At 64.6% G+C, this 24979-nt stretch carries 19 protein-coding genes; 7 read left to right on the forward strand and 12 right to left on the reverse strand.

The window, feature by feature from the left end; all coding sequences use genetic code 11:
- The first annotated feature begins 366 nt into the window (after nucleotides 1-366).
- The 4 genes from DVU_RS00755 to tsaA are packed head-to-tail and all read left to right on the forward strand — an operon-like array spanning nucleotide 367 to nucleotide 5898.
- Nucleotides 367-1755 (forward strand): alkaline phosphatase family protein, encoded by a 1389-nt coding sequence (locus tag DVU_RS00755; protein WP_010937466.1) that lies wholly within the window; start codon nucleotides 367-369, stop codon nucleotides 1753-1755.
- Nucleotides 1752-3911: an ATP-dependent helicase gene (locus tag DVU_RS00760; protein WP_010937467.1), complete on the forward strand. Its 2160-nt coding sequence runs from the start codon at nucleotides 1752-1754 to the stop codon at nucleotides 3909-3911. Before DVU_RS00755 ends, DVU_RS00760 begins: the two co-directional genes overlap by 4 nt.
- Entirely contained in the window at nucleotides 3908-4879 is a 972-nt protein-coding gene (gene thiL / locus DVU_RS00765; protein WP_010937468.1) for a thiamine-phosphate kinase, read from the forward strand. The genes DVU_RS00760 and thiL overlap by 4 nt, the downstream gene beginning before the upstream one ends.
- A 20-nt stretch (nucleotides 4880-4899) precedes the next feature.
- The gene (tsaA, locus tag DVU_RS00770) at nucleotides 4900-5898 is read left to right on the forward strand and encodes a tRNA (N6-threonylcarbamoyladenosine(37)-N6)-methyltransferase TrmO (RefSeq protein WP_010937469.1); all 999 of its coding nucleotides are present in this window, start codon (nucleotides 4900-4902) and stop codon (nucleotides 5896-5898) included.
- A 213-nt stretch (nucleotides 5899-6111) separates the two neighbouring features.
- Here the strand turns inward: tsaA and DVU_RS00775 are convergent, their stop codons facing one another.
- From DVU_RS00775 to DVU_RS16740, 5 genes are all read right to left on the reverse strand, one after another.
- A complete protein-coding gene (locus tag DVU_RS00775; RefSeq protein WP_010937470.1) occupies nucleotides 6112-6633 on the reverse strand; it encodes an acyl-CoA thioesterase in 522 nt (173 codons plus the stop codon).
- Between the two features lie 25 nt (nucleotides 6634-6658).
- Nucleotides 6659-7654, reverse strand: coding sequence for a KpsF/GutQ family sugar-phosphate isomerase (locus DVU_RS00780; RefSeq protein ID WP_010937471.1), 996 nt, complete (start codon nucleotides 7652-7654; stop codon nucleotides 6659-6661).
- 302 nt (nucleotides 7655-7956) lie between these two features.
- On the reverse strand, nucleotides 7957-9345 hold the full coding sequence (gene purF, locus DVU_RS00785) for an amidophosphoribosyltransferase (protein WP_010937472.1): 1389 nt from the start codon (nucleotides 9343-9345) through the stop codon (nucleotides 7957-7959).
- A 27-nt stretch (nucleotides 9346-9372) separates the two neighbouring features.
- Nucleotides 9373-12606, reverse strand: a complete 3234-nt coding sequence (carB, locus tag DVU_RS00790; protein WP_010937473.1) for a carbamoyl-phosphate synthase large subunit — start codon at nucleotides 12604-12606, stop codon at nucleotides 9373-9375.
- Between the two features lie 252 nt (nucleotides 12607-12858).
- Nucleotides 12859-13179: a hypothetical protein gene (locus tag DVU_RS16740; RefSeq protein WP_223295122.1), complete on the reverse strand. Its 321-nt coding sequence runs from the start codon at nucleotides 13177-13179 to the stop codon at nucleotides 12859-12861.
- A gap of 21 nt (nucleotides 13180-13200) precedes the next feature.
- On the opposite strand from DVU_RS16740, the gene DVU_RS00795 reads away from it, so the two are divergent.
- Nucleotides 13201-13605: a diheme cytochrome c gene (locus DVU_RS00795; RefSeq protein ID WP_223295123.1), complete on the forward strand. Its 405-nt coding sequence runs from the start codon at nucleotides 13201-13203 to the stop codon at nucleotides 13603-13605.
- A gap of 60 nt (nucleotides 13606-13665) precedes the next feature.
- Nucleotides 13666-14577, forward strand: a complete 912-nt coding sequence (locus DVU_RS00800) for a cation diffusion facilitator family transporter (RefSeq protein ID WP_014524196.1) — start codon at nucleotides 13666-13668, stop codon at nucleotides 14575-14577.
- 284 nt (nucleotides 14578-14861) lie between these two features.
- Here DVU_RS00800 and DVU_RS00805 read toward each other — a convergent pair whose 3' ends face one another.
- The 5 genes from DVU_RS00805 to DVU_RS00825 form a co-directional block, all read right to left on the reverse strand.
- Complete coding sequence (locus tag DVU_RS00805) at nucleotides 14862-15875, reverse strand: ABC transporter ATP-binding protein (protein ID WP_010937476.1); 1014 nt, start codon at nucleotides 15873-15875, stop codon at nucleotides 14862-14864.
- Nucleotides 15876-15885: 10 nt separating this feature from the next.
- Nucleotides 15886-16872 carry an ABC transporter ATP-binding protein gene (locus DVU_RS00810; protein ID WP_010937477.1) on the reverse strand — a complete coding sequence of 329 codons (987 nt, stop codon included), beginning with the start codon at nucleotides 16870-16872 and terminating at the stop codon, nucleotides 15886-15888.
- Between the two features lie 2 nt (nucleotides 16873-16874).
- A complete protein-coding gene (locus tag DVU_RS00815; RefSeq protein WP_010937478.1) occupies nucleotides 16875-17795 on the reverse strand; it encodes an ABC transporter permease in 921 nt (306 codons plus the stop codon).
- Between the two features lies 1 nt (nucleotide 17796).
- Complete coding sequence (locus DVU_RS00820) at nucleotides 17797-18774, reverse strand: ABC transporter permease (RefSeq protein ID WP_010937479.1); 978 nt, start codon at nucleotides 18772-18774, stop codon at nucleotides 17797-17799.
- A 169-nt stretch (nucleotides 18775-18943) separates the two neighbouring features.
- Nucleotides 18944-20506: an ABC transporter substrate-binding protein gene (locus tag DVU_RS00825; RefSeq protein WP_010937480.1), complete on the reverse strand. Its 1563-nt coding sequence runs from the start codon at nucleotides 20504-20506 to the stop codon at nucleotides 18944-18946.
- Nucleotides 20507-20938: 432 nt separating this feature from the next.
- Between DVU_RS00825 and DVU_RS00830 the strand changes: the two genes are divergently transcribed.
- Nucleotides 20939-23008 (forward strand): bacteriohemerythrin, encoded by a 2070-nt coding sequence (locus DVU_RS00830; RefSeq protein ID WP_010937481.1) that lies wholly within the window; start codon nucleotides 20939-20941, stop codon nucleotides 23006-23008.
- Between the two features lie 228 nt (nucleotides 23009-23236).
- On the opposite strand, the gene DVU_RS00835 is transcribed toward DVU_RS00830, so the two are convergent.
- Nucleotides 23237-24418, reverse strand: a complete 1182-nt coding sequence (locus DVU_RS00835) for a MalY/PatB family protein (RefSeq protein WP_010937482.1) — start codon at nucleotides 24416-24418, stop codon at nucleotides 23237-23239.
- 201 nt (nucleotides 24419-24619) lie between these two features.
- Nucleotides 24620-24769 carry a hypothetical protein gene (locus DVU_RS00840; protein WP_164561858.1) on the reverse strand — a complete coding sequence of 50 codons (150 nt, stop codon included), beginning with the start codon at nucleotides 24767-24769 and terminating at the stop codon, nucleotides 24620-24622.
- Between the last annotated feature and the right edge of the window lie 210 nt (nucleotides 24770-24979).

Below are 24979 nucleotides of genomic sequence, written 5' to 3' on the forward strand. Positions count from 1 at the left end.
TCTGGTCGCGGGGGCCTCGTATGCGCAGATGTCATGCCCACTGGTCTGCTTCATGGGTTTTCGGCACAGGGTCGGGCTAGGGCACTACGGCGCGAAACGTGGCCGGTCTACACGAGGCGGAGTTGCGGCCGTTCTGTCCCATCTCCGGCGCCGCGAGGGCAGGCTGGCGTCGCCGTGCTGCCGTGTGCCCGGCAGGTGCATCCGGCTCGCGCCGGGTGTCCCGTGGCTGTCGCGTCGGGTGTCCCGTGGCTGTCGCCCCGGCGGCAGCGTCGCTGTTTGCCAGCGGCCGGCGGGCAGCCGACCTCTGCCCGCCATGCGTGGTGCTGTGCACTGGCCTTGCGGTGGGCCATCTGATAGAAAGGAAGAATGCACAACGACGCCCGCCAACGCATGGTGGTGCTCGGTCTGGACGGCCTGCCGCTGGACCTCGCCCGCGACCTCTGCGCCGCAGGGCGCACCCCGCACCTCTCCCGCATCGTCAACGCCGCCGGAACCCGCACCATCGAGGCGGAATTGCCCGAACTCTCGCCGGTGAACTGGACGTCGTTCTACACTGCCGCAGGGCCCGAGGAACACGGCGTGTTCGGGTTCACCCGCATCAACGCCGCGACCTATGCCCTGTCCTTGGCCGACTTCACGCAGGTGCGGGTGCCGACCCTCTTCGACCGCCTTGGCGAGGCGGGCTTCACCTCGCGCGTGGTGAACCTGCCCAACACCTATCCCGCACGCCCCATACCGGGAATGCTGGTCTCGGGCTTCGTGGCCACGGACCTTGCGCGGGCGGTGCATCCGCCCTTCCTGCTGGGGCCGCTGGCAGGTGCGGGCTACCGGCTTGAGGCCGACACCTCGCGCGGTGGCGACGACCCGGCACACCTGCTTGTGGAATTGCGCGCCACACTCGAAAGTCGCCGCAAGGCGTTGCGCTTGCTGTGGCCCGACCTCGCGTGGCATCTCTTCGTCTTTGTGCTGACGGAGACGGACAGGCTCTTCCATTTCCTGTGGGATGCGGTGACCGACGTTGCCAACCCGCTGCATGGGCCGTGTATGGATGTGCTGGCCCTGTGGGACACGGTGATTGGCGAAGTGCTCGACCTCGTGGCGGCACTCCCCGGCGGTGCCCGTCTCATGGTGCTGGCCGACCACGGTTTCACCCGGCTGGTGACCGAGGTCGACATCAACACGTGGCTGCGTCAGGAAGGGCTGTTGCAACTGGCCCCGGCGGGCCCCGCGGCAGATGCGGGAATGGAACTCGACGCCTCGCGCATCCTTCCCGGCAGCGTGGCCTTCGCCCTCGACCCCGGGCGCATCTACCTGCATACGCGCCGACGCTTCGCACGTGGCGGGCTTTCCGATGCCGAGGGCGTGGCCTTGGCTGCACGCCTGCGCGAGGGGCTGCTGGGATTGACCTACGCCGGACGCCCCGTGTTGCGTGATGTCCTGCCCGCCGACGGCCTGTACGACGGCCCCTGCCGCGACATCGCCCCCGACCTCGTCTGCGTCCCGCACGAGGGCTTCGACCTCAAGGCCAAGTTCAATCGTCCTGCCGTGTTCGGGCGTTTCGGGCGCACCGGAACGCATAGTGTGCACGGGGGCATCTTCCATGACAGCGAGGGTGGTGCCCCGCACCGCCTGCGTGACGCCGGAAGGCTGGTGCTCGAACATTTCGGCCTTTCCCGTCGACCCGACGCCGGAGGGCGTCTTGTGACCACTCCAACACAGGGCGCGTCCTGCATGCCCATAACGATGCACAAATGATAGAATTCGCCAAAGAACTCAACGCGGCCCAGTATGAGGCCGTGACCACGCTCGACGGCCCGGTGCTGGTCATCGCCGGTGCGGGCAGCGGCAAGACGCGCACGGTGGTCTACCGCCTCGCCAACCTGCTTGAGCGCGGCGTGCCCGCCTCGTCCATCCTGCTGCTGACGTTCACCCGCAAGGCGGCCAACGAGATGCTGCAACGCGCCAGCCGCCTGCTGGGCTACGGGGTGCAGGGCATCGCCGGGGGCACCTTCCACGCCTTCGCCTATTCGCTCTTGCGCCAGTACCATCCGGCACGCCTTGAGGGGCGCGACCTGACCATCATGGACGGGGCCGACAGCGTGGCCGCCATCCAGCACTGCAAGGATGCGCTCGGCATCGCGCGGGGGGACAAGTCGTTCCCCAAGACACAGACGGTGCTGTCGTTGCTCAGCAAGTCGCGCAACAAGGAACTGCCGCTGGACGAAGTGCTGCGCCGCGAGGCGTACCACCTGCTGGTACATGCAGACGGGGTCTCGCGCATCGGCGAAGCCTACGCCGAATATCGCGCGGAACACGGCCTGCTGGACTATGACGACCTGCTCTTCGAGGTGGAGCGCCTGTTGCGCGAACGGCCCGACCTGCTGGCCCACCTGCGCGACAGATACCGCTACATCATGGTCGACGAGTATCAGGACACCAACCTCGTGCAGGCGCGGCTGGTGCAGCTTCTGGCGGGAGAGGGCGGCAACGTCATGGCCGTGGGGGACGACGCCCAGTCCATCTACGCCTTTCGCGGCGCCAACGTGCAGAACATCCTGTCGTTCCCGCAGTTCTTTCCCGGTACGCGCATCATCAAGCTGGAAGAGAACTACCGTTCCACCCAGCCGGTGCTCGACCTCACCAACGCCATCCTCGCCGAGGCACCGCAGGCCTACCGCAAGCACCTGTACACCAGTCGCGAGGACGGCGTGCTGCCGCAGGTGGTGCGACCCCTGAGCGACCTCACGCAGGCATCCATCGTGGTGAGTCGCGTGAGTGAACTGCTGCGGACGTATCCGCCCCATGAAATCGCCGTGCTGTTCCGGGCGGGGTTCCACTCGTACCATGTGGAGGTACAGCTCAACAAACTGGGCATCCGCTTCCGCAAGTATGGCGGGGTGCGCTATTCCGAGGCCGCGCACGTCAAGGACGTGATGGCCTACGCCCGCCTTGTGCTCAACCCCCTCGACCTGCCGGCGTTCCAGCGTGTGGCGGCCCTGTCGCGCGGTGTGGGGCCCAAGACCACCCTGCGCCTCTACGAGGTCGCCCGACAGGGTGACCCGGCGGCGACGGCCCATGCCTGCGCGCGTTATCCGCAACTGCGGGCCGACCTTGAACTGCTCGACAGGCTTCGCAAGCGCACACCTGCGCCCGCCACGCTGCTGGAAGAGGTCATCGAGCATTACCAGCCGCGTCTCGAAGCCGCCTACCCCGACGACTGGCCGCGCAGACAGCAGGGACTTGAACAGCTTGTGCAGATAGCCTCGGCCTATCGCGACCTCGACCTCTTCATCTCCGACCTGTCGCTGGAAGACCCCGGCACCGAGGAGGAGGACCGCGACAGCGTGGTGCTGTCCACCATCCATTCCGCCAAGGGGCTTGAGTGGAGTGCCGTCATCATCCTCGACCTCGTGGAGGACAGGTTCCCGTCGCGCCATGCCGTGACGCGCGCCGACGACTTCGAGGAGGAGCGCCGCCTGATGTACGTGGCCTGCACCCGCGCCCGCGAACGGCTCATGCTCTTCGTGCCGTCCAGCCTCTACCAGCGCGGGGAGGGTGGCAACCAGCCCGCCGCGCCCAGCCCCTTCGTCCGGGAGTTGCCCGCGGCACTGTACGAGGAGTGGTACGAGAGCTATACCGGAGGTCTGCAACGGCGTGATACGTCGCGTCCGGTTGCGCGTCCGGCCGTGGCATCCACCTTCGGTTGCGCACCGCGTCCCGAATCGGCACCGGTGCCCGGCGGGCCGTCGCCCGTTGCAGGGGCGGCGAAGCTGGGGTTCTGCACGCACAAGATCTTCGGGCGGGGCAAGATCGTCCAGCATCTGCCGCCCGACAAGTACAGGGTGAACTTCCCCGGCGTGGGGCTCAAGGTCATCCTGGGCGACTATCTGACGCTGGAGGATGACGCATGAAGGGCCTTGCGAGCGAAGAGGACTTCATCGCCTGCATCGACAGGCATTTTCCCAACGCGCACAGACACGTGGTGGTGGGGCGCGGAGACGATTGCGCCGTGCTGGCCTGCCCGGAACGCCTGTGCGTGAGCACCGACCTGTTCATCGAGGACGTGCATTTCAGACGTTCGTACTTCAGGCCCGAAGAGATAGGCCACAAGGCGCTGGCCGTGAACGTGAGCGATGTCGCCGCCATGGGCGGTGTGCCGCTGGGGTTCAGTCTCGCACTCATGACGCCCCCCGGCATGACCCGCGAGTACGCAGACGCGCTCTTTGCGGGCATGTCCGGACTGGCTGCCGCGTATGGCATGGTGCTCACCGGCGGCGACCTGTCCCGTGGCGGAGTGCTTGGTCTTTCCATCACCGTGTGGGGTGAGCCCGTGCCGGGGCGCCGGTTCCTGCGTCGTGGCGGATGCCGCCCCGACGATGTGCTCTTCGTCGTGGGCAGCCTCGGCCTCGCACGGGCGGGCCTGTGCGCGCTGGAGGCTTCAGGGCGTGACGCCCTGCGCCTGTACCCCGAAGCGTGCGCCGCGCATCTCACGCCCAACCCGCAGGTGTCAGCGGGGCAGTTGCTGGCGCGGTACCCCTCTGTGGCGTTGATGGACCTCTCGGACGGGCTGGCGCGCGATGTGCCCCGTCTTGTGGGGCTCGACCGCGACGGCGGCCTTGGTGCCGCCCTTGAACTGCACGAGGACGACCTGCACGACGAGGTCATGGCCTATGCCATCGCCAACGGACTCGACCCGGTGGAGGAAGCCTTCGCCGGAGGAGAGGACTACGCGCTGCTGGGGGCCTGCCCCGAAGACGACTTCGAGGCGCTACGTGAAGAGGTGCAGGGCGTGGTACGTGTCGGCACCGTGACTGCCGACGGCCTGCTCACCCTCAACGGCCTGCCGCCTTCCAACAGCGGTTTCGATCATTTCGCCTGACCTCACGAGGAGGTTCGCCCATGCAACCTGTATTGCGTCCCATCGGCACCGTGCGCTCGCGTCTGACCCGCCTCGACGACTGTCCCAAGAACGGAGACGAGGGGGCCCCCGAGGCATGGATAGACATCCTGCCCGAATTCGCGGCGGGGCTGGATACGCTGGAGGCAGGGCAGGAACTGACCCTCGTCACGTGGCTGCATCTCGCCGACCGCGACACACTCGCAGTGCATCCGCGTGGCGACACGTCGCGGCCCATGCGCGGGGTGTTCAACACCCGTTCGCCCGCCCGTCCGAACCCCCTCGGCCTGCACGACGTGCGCCTCCTGGGCACCGCCCCCGGGCCGGACGGGATGGTGCGCCTTCTGGTGGCACCGCTTGAGGCCCTGCACGGCACTCCGGTGGTGGACATCAAGACCAGCCTCAGCCAGCGGCGTGATACGGGATGGGGCGACGGCGTCCCTCTGCGTGAGGCCGAGACGGTTCGCCGTCTGTGTCACACGGCGTGGCAACGGGGTCTGCTTTCGGGCTTCAACGGCAACGTGAGCCTGCGCCTAGGGGCGACCTGTCTCGTCACCTGTACGGGGGCGGCCAAGGGCGACCTCTCTCCCGGCGACCTCGCCGTGGTCGACATCGCCTCCGGCAAGCGCATCGCAGGAGGTAAGCCTTCCTCTGAACTCGCCATGCACCTTGAGGTCTATCGTCGGCAGCCCCGGGCACAGGCCATCGTGCACACGCATCCGCCACGCCTGCTGGCCCTCGGGCTGCGTGTCGCCCCGCAGCAGATGCTGCACATCGACGTCTACGAGGCGCAGATGCTCGTATCGCGCCTCGGGTCTGCCCCCGCCCATGCCCCCGGAACGCAGGCACTGGCCGATGCCGTGGGCGAGGCGGCCGTCACCCGCGAGGCGGTCTGGATGGAACGCCACGGGCTGGTGTGCTGGGGGGAGACGCCCATGCAGGCGCTTGCGCTGGGTGAAGAACTGGAACACCTCGCGGGCATCCATCTCTCGGTTTTGTAGTCACGGCGGCTTGATGCGCACCTGCGGCTGACGGGAAAGATGACGTGCGACAGGGCCGGTGAATGGCGTCATCTCTTGATATGACCCCGTTACGACAATCCCCGTCCTCGCATGAGGACGGGGATTGTCGCTTGTGGAAGAGGCGGACGGGGCACGGACTCGGTTCGTTCAAGGTCTCCCGTATCCTGCCCGCGGATTCGTCTCCGGGGGCGGCTACACTACGGGCTCGTCGTCGCAGGTGCAGTGCTGTGCGGCCTGTGCATCACGTTCGGCACGCCGTTCCTCGCGCCGCAGTTCACGGCGTCGGCGGGCTTCTACGCAGCGGCGTTCGTGGGTGGGCGTTTCGCACAACAGCGGCGGCACGGCCACGGGCTTCCTGTCCGGCCCCATGGCCACGAACGTGAGATAGGCCGAAGCTGCGTGGCGCACCTCGCCGGTCAGCAGATTCTCGGCTTCGACACGCACACCCACCTCCAGTGACGTGCCTCCCGTGAGGTTCACGCTGGCTTTCAGCAGCATGAGTTCACCCACGTTGACCGGCGCGCGAAAGTCCATGCGGTCGATGGACGCGGTGACCACGGGTGTGCGGCAGTGCCTCATGGCGGCGACAGCCCCGGCGAGGTCTATGTGCTTGAGGATGACGCCCCCGTGCACGTAGCCCGCCGGGTTGGCGTCCTGCGGCAGCGGCCTGTGCGTCATGACCACTTCGCTTTCCGATACCTTCTTGGCCTGCATGATGCCCTCGTATGGCGGTGCGGGGCTAGCCCGCGAACGTGACGCCGCCCTTGCCCAGCAGGTCGTGCAGGTGCACGAGGCCCACAAGCCGGTGGTCGTCGTCGGTGATGGGAAGCACGGTGATGGCCTTCTGTTCCATGATGTCGATGAGTTCGGCCACCGACTGGGTCTGCCGTGCGAAACGGGGGTTGCGCGTCATGATGTGGGTGACTCCCACGCGCGGGCCGTAGGTGCCGCGAAGGACGGCACGGCGTACGTCACCGTCGGTGAGGATGCCGGTCAGCCTCCCACCGCCGTCCGTGAGGGCCACGGCCCCGAAGCCGCCCTTGTCGAGGGCGAGAACGGCCTCTTCGCACACGGCCTCTTCGTTGACCACCGGAATGCCCTCGGTGTGCATGAGTTCAGCCACGCGCAGCCGCAGCCGCTGGCCCAGTGAACCGCCGGGGTGGTAGCGCAGGAAGTCGTTCTCGGTGAAGGACTTCCAGTCGATGAGGCAGACCGCCAGTGCGTCGCCAAGGGCGAGTACCGCCGTGGTGGACGCCGTAGGGGCAAGCCCCAGCGGGCACGCTTCACGCGGTACGCCGCAGTCGAGCACGATGTCGGCACCGCGTCCCAGTGACGAGTCGGCGCGGCCGGTCAGGGCGATGATGGGCGTGCCGATGGCGCGCAGGCTGGGCAGGATGGCGTTGAGTTCATCCGTCTCGCCGGAGTTGGAGATGGCGATGACCACGTCGTCGGCCTTGAGGCTGCCCATGTCGCCATGTGCGCCCTCTACGGGGTGCAGGAAGAAGGCGGGGCTGCCCGTGGACGAGAAGGTGGCGGCCAGCTTGCGGCCCACCAGCCCCGACTTGCCGAGGCCTGTCACAACGACACGGCCGCGGCATCCTGCCAGCAGGGCCAGCGCGGATTCGAACGAGGGGCCAAGCCTGTCGCGTACGGCACGGATGCCCTCCGCTTCGATATCGAGAACGTCGCGGCCGCGTTGCAGCCAGTCGGTCTGATGTATCTGGTCGTCTGTCATGTCATGTACTCCTTGCGGCCCTTCTTGTAAGGCACGGGCCGCAGGTTGAAAAGGGCACAAGAGTGCCTTCCGTAAAAGGGCGCTGGTGTGACGGTGCCCCCTTCGGGGGGCTGGCGGGGCATCCTGCGCAATGTAACGGGAACACAAGAGTGCACCGCCCTTGTCGCGCAGGTTGCATGGTGGCGTCCTTGGGCAGGCGTGGCAGCGATGTACGCCAGAGGGGCATCGTCGGTGGGGCTTGTGTCACGCAAAAGGGCCTCCGGCATGCCGGAGGCCCTTCATTGCATGGTCGCTTGCGGCGGCTAGCAGCCGCATTCAAGGCAGAGTTTGCCGCCACCGGCGCAAGGGATGGGATAGTCGCCGGTGAAGCACGCGAGACAGTAGTTCTCGGGATGCGAGACCGAGCGCAGCAGCCCTTCGATGGTGATGTAGTGCAGCGAATCGATGCCGATGAAGCGTTCGATTTCGGATACGCTATGATTGGCGGCGATGAGTTCGCCCTTGGAGGCGAAGTCGATGCCGTAGAAGCACGGGAACTTGATGGGCGGGCAGCTCACCCTGAAGTGGACTTCACGCGCACCCAGTTCTCGCAGTTTCTTCACGCGCGTCCGGATGGTGGTTCCGCGCACGATGGAGTCGTCCACGATGCAGATGCGCTTGCCCTTGATCATGCTCTTCACCGGGTTGATCTTCACCCGGACGCTGAAGTCGCGCATGTCCTGCGAGGGCTGGATGAAGGTGCGCCCCACATAGTGGTTGCGGATCATGGCGTGTTCGTAGGGCAGCCCCGACTCCTGCGCGAAGCCGACGGCGCTGTAGACCCCCGAGTCCGGGAAGGGCATCACGAAGTCCACATCGGGGGCCGATTCGCGGGCCAGTTCCTGCCCCATGCGCTTGCGGCACTGGTACACGTCTTCACCGAAGACCAGCGAGTCGGGCCGTGCGAAGTAGATGAGCTCGAAGATGCACTGGCGTGTGGGGGCTTCGGTCTCAATCTTGTAGCTTTGCACCTTCGTATCTTCGATGACCACCATCTCGCCCGGGTCGAGCGAGCGTATGAACTCTGCTTCCAGCAGGTCGAAGGCGCACGTCTCGGACGCGAACACATGCGCACCCGCCACGCGGCCCAGCGCCAGCGGACGGAACCCGTGCGGGTCGCGTACGGCGATGAGCTTGTTGTTGGCGAGGATGAGCAGGGCGTAGGCCCCTTTCACCTTGCGGCATGCCGCCATGACGGCCTCTTCGAGCGTATGCCCGTTGAGGTTGCGGGCGATGAGGTGCACGAACACCTCGCTGTCGATGGAGGTCTGGAAGATGGAGCCCTGTTCCTCCAGTTCGCGCCGCAATTCCAGCGTGTTCACGAGGTTGCCGTTGTGCGCGATGGCGATCTCGAGACCCTTGTAGCGCACGATGAACGGCTGCGCGTTGCGGATGAGCGACGCGCCCGTGGTGGAGTACCGGATATGCCCGATGGCGATGTCGCCCTTGAGTTCCTTGCCGAGGTGGCGTTCGTTGAAGACCTCGGGCACGAGACCCATGCCGCGGTGTTCACGCAGTTTCTGTCCGTCCCACGTCACGATGCCGGCGCTCTCCTGCCCGCGGTGTTGCAGGGCGTAGAGGCCGAAGTAGGAAAGACGGGCGGCCTCGGCATGGTTGTAGATGCCGAAGATGCCGCAGTAATGCCGGATCATGGCTCCCCCTTCTTCAGGAATGACGGCCTACAGGCCGTAGTATTCCTGAAGGCTCTTCACGTTCACGCCGCAGGTGCGGCTGGCTGCGATGGACTTGGCGATGGCACGCGCCCCGGAGACCGTGGTGCTGTAAGGCACGCCGTACATGAGTGTGGCCTGCCTGATGGACTTCGAGTCCTGCACGGTGCGCTTGCCCGATGCCGTGTTCACCACGAGGGCGATGTCGCCGTTCTTGATCATGTCGACGATGTTCGGACGCCCTTCGTAGACCTTGTTGACGTGGGTCGTGGGTACGCCATGCTCCTTGAGCAGCTTCGCCGTACCGGCGGTGGCCACGATTTCGAAGCCAAGGTCGGCGAAGATGCGCGCCACGTCGGGCACCAGCGTCTTGTCGCGGTCGTTGACCGAGATGAACACCTTGCCCTGCTGCGGCAGACGCTGTCCGCCCGCAAGCTGGCCCTTCAGGTACGCTTCTTCGAAGGTGGGCGCAATGCCCATGACTTCACCGGTGGAGCGCATTTCAGGGCCAAGCAGGATGTCCACGCCGGGGAAGCGGTTGAACGGGAAGACAGACTCCTTCACGGAGACGTAGCCCGAACGGCGCATGGACCACGGGTCGAGTTCCTTCAGGGTCTTGCCGAGCATCACCTGCGTCGCGAGGCGCGGCAGCGGCACGGCTGTGGCCTTGGAGACGAAGGGCGCGGTGCGCGAGGCGCGGGGGTTGACTTCAAGGATGAAGATGACGCCGTCCTTCACCGCGAACTGGATGTTCATGAGGCCCACCACGCGCAGTTCCTTGGCGAGGGCCACGGTCTGGCGGGAAATCTCGTCGGTGATGGACGAGGGCAGGCTGTAGGGGGGGATTGAACAGGCCGAGTCGCCGGAGTGGATGCCCGCCTCTTCGATGTGTTCCATGATGCCAGCCACGTAGACGTCGGTGCCGTCGGAGAGGGCGTCCACGTCCACCTCGGTGGCGTTCTCGAGGAACTTGTCGAGCAGGATGGGGTGCTCGGGGGCTTCACCCACCGAGTTCTGGAAGTAGGAGGTCAGCTGTTCCTCGTCGTAGACGATCTCCATGGCGCGCCCGCCCAGCACGTAGCTGGGACGCACCACCACGGGGTAGCCGATGGAGTTGGCGCCGGCGATGGCCTGCCTGAGGTTCATGACCGTGGCGTTGGCGGGCTGGCGCAGGTCGAGCTTGTGGATGAGCGCCTGGAAGCGTTCGCGGTCTTCGGCGCGGTCGATGGCGTCGGGCGAGGTGCCGAGAATGGGCACGCCTGCGCGTTGCAGCGGTACGGCGAGGTTCAGCGGGGTCTGTCCGCCGAACTGCACGATGACGCCGTCGGGCTTCTCCGCCTCGATGATGTGCATGACATCCTCGAAGGTGAGCGGCTCGAAGTACAGGCGGTCGGAGGTGTCATAGTCGGTGGAGACCGTCTCGGGGTTGGAGTTGACCATGATGGCCTGCACGCCCATCTCCTTCAGCGCGAAGGAGGCGTGACAGCAGCAGTAGTCGAACTCGATGCCCTGCCCGATGCGGTTGGGGCCGCCACCGAGGATGATCACCTTGCGGCGCGACTCGGCCTCGATTTCGTGGCCCGTCTCGTAGGTGGAATAGTAGTAGGGGGTGTAGGCCTCGAACTCGCTGGCGCAGGTGTCCACGAGGTAATAGGTGGGGCGTATGCCCGTGGCGTCGCGCAGGGCGCGTACGTCCGATTCGGGCCGCTTCCACATCTCGGCCAGCTGCCTGTCGGAGAATCCGTATTCCTTGGCGCGGCGCAGCAGGGTCACCAGTTCGCCATTGTCGGGGGTCATGGAGTTGGCGAGGGCGAAGTCGCGCAGGTCGCCTTCCATGTCGACCAGTTCGCGCATCTGGCGCAGGAACCACGGGTCGATGTTGGTGATTTCATGGATGTCGTCGATGGTCATGCCCGAGAGCATGGCGAGACGGACGTAGAAGATGCGGCGCGAGTTCGGCGTGCGCAGCTTGGCGACGATCTCCTCATGTTCGGGGAGCTTGTCGCGGAAGCGCGAGCCAAGGCCCGGTGCGCCCACCTCGAGCGAGCGCAGCCCCTTCTGGAGCGACTCCTTGAAGGTGCGGCCTATGGACATGGCCTCTCCCACGCTCTTCATGGCGGTGGTGAGTTCGTCGCGTGCGCCGGGGAACTTCTCGAAGGTGAAGCGCGGAATCTTGGTGACCACGTAGTCGATGGTCGGCTCGAAGCTGGCCATCGTCTCGCGGGTGATGTCGTTGGGTATCTCGTCGAGGGTGTAGCCCACGGCGAGCTTGGCGGCGATCTTGGCGATGGGGAAGCCCGTGGCCTTGGATGCCAGAGCGGAGGAGCGCGACACGCGGGGGTTCATCTCGATGACCACCATGTCGCCGTTGTCCGGGTTGATGCCGAACTGCACGTTGGAGCCGCCCGTCTCGACGCCTATCTCGCGCATGATGGCGATGGAGGCGTCACGCATCATCTGGTACTCGACATCGGTCAGGGTCTGTGCCGGGGCCACGGTGATGGAGTCGCCCGTGTGCACGCCCATGGGGTCGAAGTTCTCGATGGAGCAGATGATGACGCAGTTGTCGGCCTTGTCGCGCATGACCTCCATCTCGTATTCCTTCCAGCCGAGCACGGACTGCTCGATCATCACCTCGCTGGTGATGCTGGCGGTGAGACCGCGCGAGGCGATCTCTTCGAGGTCTTCCATGTTGTAGGCGATGCCGCCGCCCGTGCCGCCCATGGTGAACGCGGGGCGGATGATGAGCGGAAAGGGCATCTCCGTTCCGAGGCGACGCACGTCGTCCATGGAACGGGCGATGCCGCTGGCAGGCACCTTGAGGCCGATGTTGGCCATGGCAAGGCGGAACAGCTCGCGGCTTTCGGCCTTCTCGATGACCGCACGGTTGGCGCCGATGAGCTCCACGCCGCATTCATCCAGCACACCGGAGGCCGCCAGCGCGAGGGCCGTGTTCAGGCCCGTCTGCCCGCCCAGCGTGGGCAGCAGCGCGTCGGGACGCTCCTTGCGGATGATGGCGGCCACCGTCTCGGGCTCGATGGGCTCGATGTAGGTACGGTCGGCGAGACCGGGGTCGGTCATGATGGTGGCGGGGTTCGAGTTGACCAGCACCACCTCGTAACCCTCTTCCTTGAGGGCCTTCACGGCCTGTGTGCCGGAGTAGTCGAACTCGCAGGCCTGCCCGATGATGATGGGGCCGGACCCGATGACCATAATCCGCTTCAAGTCTGTGCGTTTGGGCATGTCGCTTCGTGTGGGGTGAAAGGTTGTCCGCGGGGCTGCAAGGCGGAGAAATCCTGACGGTACGAAGCGGAAGGAGGCGAACGCCCACGGAAGGGGGCGCGGGGGAGATGCCGTCCGCCCGCGATTGCGCCAGCGGGCCGCCCTCGGTACGCGCCGGTCAGCAATCTCCCTACCATATACCGGCAGGGGGTGACATGCAAGGGGCACAAGCCTTGGGCGCAGGTGACGCATCTCTGTATCCCGTTTCTGCAATCAGGCTTCGCTTGCGCCAAGGTGGCTCGTTGCCGTGTGATGATAATGCCGAAAGTCATTGCGTGTCGCGACGCTTGATGTGTACTGTGAGTGCAGTGCTACTGATGCAATATCTGCTTTGATGTTGTCATGATAATCACTTTCTTTTTCTTCATGGCAATGATTATCATCGATAGGAGTTGAGTAGTGCATCGCATTGGCATGAAATTGCAATGTGGTATCATATTCACTGTCCTGACAGGCTCCCTTGCCTGTCTGCACGGTTTTGACGTTGATGCATATGCTGATGACGGAAGACACGATAGGCATGGGGAACGACATGCATGGTCAACTGTGTCAAAAATGCCTGATGTTTATGTGAAATCTTGCGGAGGGTGCCACATGGCGTACCCTGCTGTACTGTTGGCGCATGAGGGATGGGCATCCATCGTCGGTTCAGCAAGCGACCATTTCGGGACGGTGGTCGAGATGTCTCCTGCGCAGCAGCAGGCTGTCGCCGCCTATCTTTCCGATAACGCGGCCGACAGGTCCGGCACCAAACTGGGCCGGAAGATCGCCCGTTCCATGTCTGATGGGAACGTGTCGCGCATCACGGAAGTGCCCTACATCAGGCACAAGCATCGCGATATCGGGGCTGCCGTGCTGACCAGGGAAAGTGTAGGCGGGCTGGCGAACTGCATTGCCTGTCATCCCGGGGCAACTGGCGGGCAGTTCGATGATGACGACGTGGCGATTCCGACGGACTGATACGGGCGCATGGCACGAGCAGGCCACCATTCACTTTGACTGCGGAAGGATGTGCGACGGATGATGTCTGAACAGCGCAGGGCTATCGCCTTGTCCCTCGTGTGCGGTGTGTGCATCCTCGTCCTGAAGATGCTCGCGTATCTCGTGACAGATTCAGCGGCACTCATGTCGGATGCATTCGAGTCCATCGTGAATGTGGTGGCGAGTGCTTTTACCATGTGGACCCTGTATGTGGCGCAGACGCCGCCGGACAGGCGCCATCCCTATGGGCATGGGCGAGTCGAGTTCTTCGCCGTGTTCTTCGAAGGGGCTCTCGTCATTGTTGCCGCACTGGGCATTATCGTCGCAGCGGCGCCTCGTATCATCGAACCGCGCGCAATGGTGCAGCTTGACATCGGCCTTGGGCTATCGGTCGTCGCCTCTGCCATCAACCTCGTTCTCGGCCTTTATCTCATCCGTGTGGGACGGCGCGAAGACAGGCTGGCACTCGTTGCCGACGGTAAGCACATCATAACTGACGTGTACACGACCGGTGGGGTGCTTGCGGGTTTGCTGCTCGTCCATGCCACAGGATGGCTGTGGCTCGACGGGGCCATCGCATGCGTCGTGGCCCTGCACATCCTCGGAGCGGGGTATGGGCTCGTAAGGGAGGCGGTGCGTGGACTCATGAACGAGCGCGACGAGAAGCTGCTGCTGCGTATCGAGGATGTCCTCAGACGCCATGAGCAGGATGACGGGATTGCAACGCATGATATCCGGGCATGGAGGTCGGGCCGGGACATCCATGTCGACCTGCATCTCGTGCTGCCCCGGCATATGACCATGGAGCAGGCACAGGCGCGCGCCACGGTCGTCGAAGATATCCTGCGGGGCCAGATTCCCCATGTCGTCGAGGTACTTGTGCGGGCCGAGGCCTGCGATGAGGCACAGTGCAGCGCCTGCCGCCATGCTGGCAGGTGCCATGAGAGGTAGGGGCCCTGCGTACGGTTCAGGGATTACGGGGTATTGGCAGCAGATGGCGTGTCGCTCCGGTGCCGCGGGCGGTGCGTAGCCTGCGGGGGGGCGTAACACATGACTTAAGCCCGGCGCTGGCCTAGCGTATCCCCGGCAGGTCGTACCCCCCGGCAGGGGATGCCACGTGGCCCACAGCGTGCGGGTGCGACTTCGTGTCGCTCAATGGAAAGGCCCGCATGTATGCGGGCCCTTCGTTTGTCTTTATGGGGGGGCAGTCACGGGGCAACCCGCGAGGCGCGCAGCTAGATGCGGCCTTCCTCCACGGCGTGACATGCCACCAGAGCACCGCCGGGCTGCGGCAGGGCGCGGGGCACCTCGTTCATGCAGCGCTTGTCGGCGTGGGGGCAGCGACCGTGGAAGACGCAGCCCGAAGGCAGGTTGATGGGCGTGGGCACGTCACCGGAGAGGCGGATGTGCTTCAGGCCCTTCTGCCCGATACGCGGAATGGCGGAGAGCAATGCCTGCGTATACGGGTGGCGCGGTGAACCGAACAGGTCTTCGCTGGTGGCGAGTTCACACAGTGAACCGAGGTACATGACCGCCACACGGGTGGAGATGTGCTCCACCACCGAGAGGTCGTGGCTGATGAACAGGTAGGTCAGGTTGCGCTGTTCCTGCATGTCCATCATCAGGTTCAGCACCTGCGCCTGAATGGAGACGTCCAGTGCGGAGATGGGTTCGTCCGCCACGATGAACTCGGGGTCGACGGCAAGGGCGCGGGCGATGGATATGCGCTGGCGTTGCCCGCCCGAGAACTCATGCGGATAGCGCGTGGCCCACACAGGGTTGATGCCCACCTGTTCCATGACGGCGGCGACCCTGTCGAGCACTTCGCCTTCGCCGATGCCGGGGTTGTGGAAGCGGATGGGTTCTTCGAGAATCTGGTTCACGCGCATACGCGGGTTGAGCGAGGCGTAAGGGTCCTGGAAGACCATCTGCATGCGGGTGCGGTAGGGCAGCATCTCCGTGTCGGAGAGGTGGTCGATGCGCCGGTCACGGTAGTGGATTTCGCCGGAATTGGGGCGGTACAGGCCGATGACCGTGCGTGCGAGGGTCGATTTGCCGCAGCCCGATTCACCGACAACGCTGAGGGTCTCGCCCTCGTTGATGGTGAACGAGACGTCGTTGACCGCATGGACGACAGTGCGCTTGCGGACGATGCCGGAGCCGGTGAGCCTGAGCTGGTCGAGAAAGCCGCCGGAGATGTCGAAGTGCTTGACGACATTGCGCAGGTTGAGAAGAGGTTTCTGTTGCATCGTAACTCCGCTAGTCCAGCAGGTGGCACGCCACAAGTCCGCCGTTGCGCTTGGGCAGGAGGCGCGGCCGCGAGGTGCGGCACACGTCCTGACACAGCTCGCAACGGTTGTGGAAGGGACAGATGCCGTGCGCGATCTCGGAGAGGCTGGGCATGGCACCCGGAATCTGGTTCAGGCGATGCCGCTTGCCCACGCAGCCCCCGCCACAGCTGTTGCCCTGCGGCAGGGCGGCGAGCAGCCCCTTGGTGTAGGGGTGCTGCGGGTCGGCCACGATGCGCGCGGTCTCGCCCATCTCCACGATGCGGCCCGCGTACATGACGGCTATCTTCTGCGTCACCTGCGAGACCACGCCGAGGTCGTGCGTGATGAGGATGAGACCCATCTTCTCGGACTCGCACAGTTCAAGCAGCAGGTCCATGATCTCGGCCTGAATGGTCACGTCGAGGGCCGTTGTCGGTTCGTCGGCGATGATGAGGCTCGGCGAGGTGAGCAGGGCTATGGCGATGACGATGCGCTGGCGCATGCCGCCGGAGAACTCGTGCGGGTACTGCTTGAGCCGCTTCTCGGGCGAGGGGATGTAGACCTTGCGCAGCTTGTCGAGGGCGATCTCTTCCGCCTCGCGGCGGCTCATCTTCTGGTGCGCGAGAATCGTCTCCACCATCTGCGAGCCGATGGTGAGCACCGGGTTCAGCGTCATCATGGGATCCTGGAAGATCATGCTGATGCGGTTGCCGCGGATGTCACGCAGCGTTTCGGCATCGGTGGTGACGAGGTCGTTACCCTCGAACAGCACCGAGCCACCGGCGATGAAGCCGGGCTTGCTGATGAGGTTGATGATGGAGAAGCCGGTGACGGACTTGCCCGCTCCCGACTCGCCCACAAGTCCGAGACGTTCGCCACGGCCCAGCGTGAACGAGACGTCGTTCACGGCGGTGAGCGCTTCGTCGCGGAGAGCGAACTTGACGGTGAGGTTCTGGACGTCGAGCAACGCTTCCATGGCTAGTCCTTGTAAAGCTTGGGATTGAGGAAGTCGCGCAGCCAGTCACCGAGCAGGTTGATGGACAGCACCAGCAGAATGAGCATGATGCCCGGGAAGAGCGTTATCCACCAGCTTCCGCTGAAGAAGTACTGGAAGCCCGACTTGATGAGCGAACCGAGCGAAGGCTGCGTGACCGGCATCCCGAGACCCAGGAACGACAGGGCCGCCTCGCTCATGACCGCGTTGGCCACCTGCACCGTGGAGATGACAAGCACCGGGGTGAGCGTGTTGGGCAGGATGTGCCGCAGCATGATGCGCCGTGCCGGAAGGCCGATGACGCGCGCCGCCTCGACGTATTCCTTCTTCTTCTCGGCCAGCACCGAGGCGCGTACGGTACGCGCTATCTGGGGCCATTCCGAAAGGCCGATGACGAAGATGAGGAAGGGCACGGCCACCTCTTCGTAGCGGCCCACGCCCACGACCATCTGCAGGATGGCGCCGAAGAAGATGGCCACCATGTAGGACGAGAACGAAAGCTGCACGTCGGCCACGCGCATGAGGATGGAGTCGATGCGCTTGCTGCCGTAGCCGGACACGAGACCCACGAAGATGCCGATGACGGATTGCAGGGCCACGGCGCCAAGGCCGATGACCAGCGAAACGCGCATCCCGTAAAGCATGGCCGAGAGGATGTCGCGGCCCTGGTTGTCGGTGCCCAGCAGGAAGTCGGCGGTGCCTTCGGGCTTCCATGCGGGCGGAAGTTCCGCGTTCATGATGTCGAGGGTCGCACCGTCATAGGGCGAATGGGGGGCGATGAGCGGCGCGAGAATGGCCGACACGGCAAGGATGAACAGCAGCGCGAAGCTGCCCACGGCCACGGGGTCGCGCAGGAAGCTGTAGAGGAAGTACGACTTGCGGAAGCGTCTGATGAGGGCGACCATGCTATTTCCTCCCCGCGATGCGGACCATGGGGTTCACCAGACCGTAGACGATGTCGACCACGGTGTTCACCGTCACGAAGATGGCGCCGCAGAAGATGAGGTACGCCACAAGCAGCGAGGTGTCGGCGCGTTCCACGGCGTCGATGAACATGAAGCCCATGCCCTGCCACTGGAAGACCGTCTCGGTGAGGATGGTGAAGGCGATCATGGTGCCAAGCTGCACCCCGCCGACGGTGATGACCGGCAGCAGCGTGTTCTTGAAGGCGTGAACCATGATGACGCGCCATGTCTTAAGGCCCTTGGCGCGGGCGAATTTGACGTACTCGGTCTCGAGCACTTCCTTCATCTCGGCGCGGATGAGGCGGATGAAGAGCGGCAGCATGATGGAGGAGAGCGAGATGCCGGGCAGGATGATGTGCTTGAAATTGGCCCACGTGGTGAGGTTCGTGTCCCATGAGCCGATGACGTGCTCAGGGTTGCCGCGCCCGAAAGAGGGCAGCCAGCCGAGGTTCACCGAGAAGATGTAGATGAGGAATATGGCGGTGAGGAAGACCGGCACCGACACACCGATGGTGCTTACGCCCATGAACAGACGTGAAAGCACGTCCTTGGGGCGGCACGCCGCATAGACGCCCACGGGTACGGAGATGAGGATGATGAGGCATGCCGCCACGAACACCAGTTCGAGGGTGGCAGGTGCCTTGTCGAGTATGACGTCGAGGGCGGGCTTGCGGTAGAAATACGAGATGCCGAGGTCGCCCTTGAGGGCGCCCGAGGCGAAGCGGGTCCACTGGACGGCGAACGGGTCGTTGAGGCCAAGCTCTTCGCGCAGGGCCTCGCGCTCCTTCACAGATACCGAAACGCCCATCATCTCACGCGTGGGGTCGCCGAACGAATACTTGATGGCGAACCCGAGCAGGCTGATGATGAACATGACAAGGAGCGCCTGGGCAACCCTGCGTATGATGAATGCAAACATGGGTGTTCTGCTCGTTGGAGGTTGCTGACGCGAGGCTCGTGATGACAGGCCCCGCGGGAGGGCTACACAATTATGTGAGTGCAGGCAAGTGCGTGAAACACCGTGCCCGGAGCCTTCCCGCGGGGCGCAACGCATCGCGGGAGGCGTCAACCTCCCGCGATTTTTGTCGTTACTGCATCATCAGATCGCCGAAGTAGGGGAAGTCCTGTGCGTTGACGACCTGCTTGGCGTTCTTGACGGTCTTGCGAGCTGCCCACGACAGCGGTTCCCAGTGCAGGGGCACGAAGGCGGCGTCGTTGTAAGCCATCTGCTCCGACTCCTTCAGGAGCGCGTCACGCTTGGCCGGGTCGGTCTCGCGGTTGGCGGCGTCGATGAGGGCGTCGAACTTGGGGTTGGCGTAGTTGCCGCTGTTGTACTGGCCCATGCCCGTGTCCTTGTTGGGGGTCATGAGCAGGTACTCGGAGTAGTTGGCGGTGTCCTCGGTGTCAGGATGCCAGCCGATCATCTGGATGTCGGCAACCTGGGCGTCGAACTGGTCCCAGTACTGCGCCTTGGGCATGGTCTTGAGGTTCACCTTGATGTTGATGCGAGCCATCATCGAAACGAAGGCCTGCGCGATCTTCTCGTCGTTCACGTAGCGGTTGTTGGGGGCGATCATCGACACTTCGAAGCCCTTCTCGAAGCCGGCGTCCTTCATGAGCTTCTTGGCGTTGTCGAGATTGTAGCGGGGCTTGAGGTCGGCGATGTAGCCAGCGAAGCCCTTGGGGGCCTGCTGCTGCGTGGTGGTGGTGTAGCCCTTCATGACCTTGGCCACGATACCGGCGGTATCGGTGGCGGCGATGATGGCTTCACGCACGCGCTTGTCCGCGAACTGGGGGAACTTCTTCTGGTTGAGCTGAATGGTGATGATGCGGGCGCTGGGCATGGTGATCAGTTCCACATCGGCATTCTTGGAAAGCTGGTCGTAGTCCTGCACGGGCACGGGCGAGATGAAGTCGACGTCACCCTTCAGGATGGCGGCCACGCGGGTGGCTTCGTTCTTGATGGGGGTGAGTTCGATGGTGTCGACGTTGCCGCGCTTGCCCCAGTAGCCCTTGTTGGCCTTGAGGATGAGCTTCACGCCCTGTTCACGCTCGGCCACGCTGTAGGGACCGGTGCCGGAGGCGTTGTCGTTGGCGAACGAGTAGCCGCTCTTCACGATGGCGTCCTTGGGCTGACCCTTGGCGTCGGTGCCAGTGTAGAACTTGCTGTCCATCGGGAAGATGTAGGTGGCGAGGTTCATCACGAGGCCGTAGGGCTCGGTGGTGATGATGTCGATGGTGTTGTCGTCGATGACCTTGGGCTCGGCGAACTTGATGAACAGGCCCTTGAAGTCGGGGGACTTCTTCAGGCGGTCGAGCGTCCATGCCACGTCCTTCGCGGTGAAGGGGTTGCCGCTATGGAACTTCACGCCCTTGCGCAGGTGGAAGCGCATGGTGGTGGGGTTGATCTGTTCCCACTTCTCGGCAAGGCGCGGCTCGAACTTCATGTCCGGGGTCCAGCGTACCAGCGGGTCGAAGACCCAGTGCGAGTATGCCAGGATGGGGCCGGAAAGCTGCATGTGGGGGTCGAGGGACTCGGGGTCGGACGCCATGGCGATGCGGAAGGTCTTGCCTTCGGCAGCGTTGGCGATGCCGCCGAGGGCGAGCATGGCCGCAAGAGCCAGGGACAACAACGCGATGAGACGCTTCATGCGGAACCTCCAGAAAAGGTGTGTGCAACACGGCAACGCGCCGGGAATGCCCGCCCCGACGCATGGTTGCCACGGTCACGTGACCGTATTCACAAGATAACACTCCTGTAAATCATCCGCCCCGCACCCCGTCAAGGGGGATGGCAGCCAAATATGCAGAATGCCGCTGACGGGCCGATGAGGGAAGGTCTTTTCCGAGTTGACGACGTGTGCGCAGGGCAGTGTCGCGGTCGTATGTGTGAGAGATGCTTTCGAATGCTGACGAGTCGCATCGACTGTGGCCCTTGGCGCACCGGGAATCCGTGCCTGCATCGTGTCATCAATGGTGGCAGGCGGGTACATTGCATCCGCTGTTTTTCGCCAAACCTATAATTGTCGACGCCTCAGGTCGGGGTTGCTTGTACAAAGTCATCATCGCCCCGGGGAGGCATCATGAAAGGATCCAGAGTCATCACAGCTGCCTTTGTCGTTCTGGTTCTGACCCTCATTGGCACGGTGCTGTTGCATGTGCAGGTCGAACGCTACCACGCGCAACGCGAAACCGCGGCCGAAGGGTTGATGCAGGTCAGTGCCGAAGGCAGCCGTCTCGTCCAGTTCTATGGTTCTGGCAAGGATGCGGGTGAAGGTGCGGGCGTGGCGACGCTTGAGCGGAAGGTCTCCTCGCTGCGCGCTTCGCTGCGTGGGCTTCATGAAGGGCGCGAGAACCCCGATTTGGCCGCTTCTCTCGGTTCGTTGGCGGAACAGGTGCAGGGCCTCAAGGTCGCCATGGAATCCGCCGCCCGACCGGAAGAGATGCTTCGGCGTACGGCCGACCTCTCACAGGCAGCGGCACGCGCCGAGAATCTCGTCGACAAGGCTATAGAAGGCCGCGTCGGATGGATGTCGCGGCTTGAAGGGGCCATGCTCTTCGTGACGTTCTTGGGCGTGGTACTGGCGGCGTTTCTCCTGCAATGGCGGGTCTTCAGGCCATTGTCCATGGTCGAGGCCTACGCGCGCGAACCCAACGGTGAGCGGCTGGCGCTCGGACGTGGCGTGGCCCGTGGGGTTGCCGCCATGGGGGCGGCTGTGGATGACATGCACCGCGACCGGGACAGGGCCCTTGAGAACGCCGAGCGTGAGCTTGAAGCGTTGAGGGCAGAGAAACGGGCGCTGGAGGAGCCCTTGCGCCGTGCGGAGGAACAGGAACGCATGGTGGCGGCCCTCATGAAGGGCATGAAGGATGCGGCGTCACGGGCTGGGGGTGTGTCTGAAGGGGTCTTCGGGGCCGTCGAGGAGATGAACGGCTGGATAGAGAGGGTGAACCGGGGCATCGAGGTGCACCATTCACGTATGGGGCAGGTCTCGGAAGCCATGGACGAGATGAACGTCGCCTCCGTCGAGGTGGCCCGCAACTCCGGTGGCGCGGCCCGGTCGGCTGAAAGTGCCCGCACTCTTGCCGGAACAGGTGCCGACCGGGTGCGCGAGGCACTGGATGCCATCAGCGCCATGCAGCGCAGGGTACTGGAGTTGCGCGATACCATGGGTGAACTCGGGCATCGTGCCGAGGCCATCGGACGCATCATGGACGTCATCAACGACATCGCCGACCAGACGAACCTGCTTGCCCTCAACGCCGCCATCGAGGCCGCCCGTGCGGGTGAGGCGGGGCGCGGCTTTGCCGTGGTAGCCGACGAAGTGCGCAAACTCGCCGAGAAGACCATGGGTGCCACCAAGGAGGTGGGCGACGCCGTGCAGGCCATGCAGAGTCAGGCGCGCACGAGCATCGCGGGTGTCGAGGAGGTGGGACGCCAGATGGAAGGTACGGCGGCCGCTGCGGAGGGGGCGGGCGGCGCCATGGGCGAGATAGTCGGTGTGGTGGAACAGACGTCGATGCAGGTGGGCGCCATCGCCACGGCGGCGGAACAGCAGGCGGCGGGGCTTGAGAGCATCAGCGAGGCCATCGGCGAGATATCGCGGGTGGCGGGCGAGACCGCAGAGAGTATGCGCCAGTGTACACGCGCGTTGCAGGGCATCGGGTCGCGCATGGAGGAACTCGATACGGTGGTGCAGTCCATGGCCGAAGGCCGTGTCGGTCTCGCCGGGGGCGGCGACAAGCTGTTCGAGTGGGATGATGCGCTGAACATAGGGGTGGCAGACGTGGACCCGCAGCACAAGGTGCTGGTGGACCTCATCAACGAGGTCTATGCCGCAATGAAGGCGGGGGCGGACAGGTCAGTGCTGCAGGACATCGTCAGGAGGCTTCGCGAATACACCGTAAAGCACTTCACCTACGAAGAGGGTGTCCTGCACACGTCCATGCGGTACCCGGACATGCAGGCGCACCTCAAGCAGCACAGGGCGTTCGTCGAACGCATCGCGCAATTCGAAGAGGCGCTGGGCAGCGGCCGTGTGACGCTGGACATGGAGATGATGCGCTTCCTGAAGAACTGGCTGAAGCAACATATCATGGGAACGGACAAGAAATATGTGCCATACTTCAACGGAGATGGCACACCGAAATAGCCAGCAACACGCTTCGGAGGAGCATTCTCTGACGGGGCGCACGGGCGGGTGTTCCGGGGAACATCCGGGAAAGGGCCGGGACGTTTGTTCCGGCCCTGCACGTCATGGGCATACGACTCTGCTGAACGGCGTATGAGCGACTACCCGCGCCGCAGAAGGCAACCGCCACACCCGGTCGTGTACGTCCGGTGGTTGCTCCTCTTGGGGTGTCTCTACGGGTGTCGTGCCTCAGGCGAGTCCTACGATCATGCGGGCTATGGCCGCCGAAAGTCTTGTGCGTGGCGTGGCGAGGTTGACGCGCAGGTGCCCTTCGCCTCCGGTACCGAAGAATCTGCCACCACTCGGCACGACACCTGCGGCGACGAGGCGACGCATCATCGTGGTCTCGTCCATGCCCGATGCCCTGCAGTCGAGCCATGCCAGATAGGTTCCTTCCAGCGTTGCCATGCGCACCCATGGGAGATGGCTGTGCAGTCTATCCTGCAACATGGCGGCGTTGTCGGCGATGTACATCCGCAAGGCGTCCAGCCACGGTGCGCCGTGCCTGTGGGCCGCCTCCTGCGCGACCATCCCGAAGAGGTCGCCGTGTGCGAGGCCGCGCCCGACCACGGCATGGGCGATTCGCTGGCGTAGTGCCCCGTCTGTGGCGACGACATAGGCGTGGGGCAGACCCCCGAGGTTGAAACTCTTGCTGGCCGAAACACAGGTGACGACCCGGTCCGGCTGGCATTGCGGCAGCGAGGCGAAGACCGTGTGCGTATGGCCCGGCAGGACGAGGTCGTGGTGTATCTCGTCTGCCACAACCATCACTCCGTAGCGCTGGCACAGGTCGGCAAGGGCGGAGAGTTCGTCGCGGGTCCAGACCCGGCCCACGGGATTGTGCGGGCTGCACAGCAGTAGCAGGCGAACGCCGCCTTTGAAGATGCCCTCCAGCCCACCAAGGTCCATGCCCCATCGTCCGTCCGTCTCAACCAGCGGATTCTCGACGACCCTTCGACCGGCAGCCCTCACGCAATCGAAGAGGGGCGGGTAGACGGGCGGCTGCACGGCCACGCCGTCGCCGGGGGCCGTGAGTTCGCGGATGAGCAGGGCCATTCCGGGCACCACGCCCGGCACCGTGACGAGCGACTCCTTGCCGGGTGCCCAGCCGTGGCGGTCTGCCAGCCATGTTGCCGCTGCCTCGCGAGGTGCCGAGGATTCGGCCGGGTAGCCGTAGATGCCCTGTGCCGCCACGTCCTTCACCGCGTTCTGCACGGCTTCGGGGGCGTGGAAGTCCATGTCCGCGACCCATAGGGGAATGGCATTCTGCGGCACAGGGCCGAAGATGCGCTCCATGTCGTCCCATTTGAGACTGCCCGTTCCGGTGCGGTCGATGAGTGTATCGAAGGTGTGGTCGAAGGCGGTGGACATCCGGCAGCATCCTTGTGCGAGGTGTTCGGTCGAAAGTGCGGAAGGCTATCCTGTCGCGGGCCCGAGGAAAAGAGGCGAAAGCGGGGCTTGCTGGAGACGGCATCCGTTCGCTGTCGGCAGGGGTGAACCCTGCCTGCTCACGTCGCCGCTCTCTGTCGTCGTGTCCGGCAGAGAGAAGGCCCGCGACGCCTATCGTCGCGGTCATGACAGGATGGCAACCCCCTTGGCGGGGCTTGCCGGAGACGGCATCCGTTCGCTGTCGGTAGGGGTGAACCCTGCCTGCTCACGTCGCCGTTCTCTGCCGTCGTGTCCGGCAGAGAGAAGGCCCGCGACGCCTATCGTCGCGGTCATGACAGGATGGCAACCCCCTTGGCGGGGCTTGCCGGAGACGGCATCCGTTCGCTGTCGGCAGGGGTGAACCCTGCCTGCTCACGTCGCCGTTCTCTGCCGTCGTGTCCGGCAGAGAGAAGGCCCGCGACGCCTATCGTCGCGGGCCTTACGCCTGTGGGAGGGCGTTGTTGCGGGAACAATGACCGAGGTGTGCAGGGCACGCCTCGGGGG

This window comes from Nitratidesulfovibrio vulgaris str. Hildenborough (assembly GCF_000195755.1).
Lineage (GTDB): Bacteria > Desulfobacterota > Desulfovibrionia > Desulfovibrionales > Desulfovibrionaceae > Nitratidesulfovibrio > Nitratidesulfovibrio vulgaris.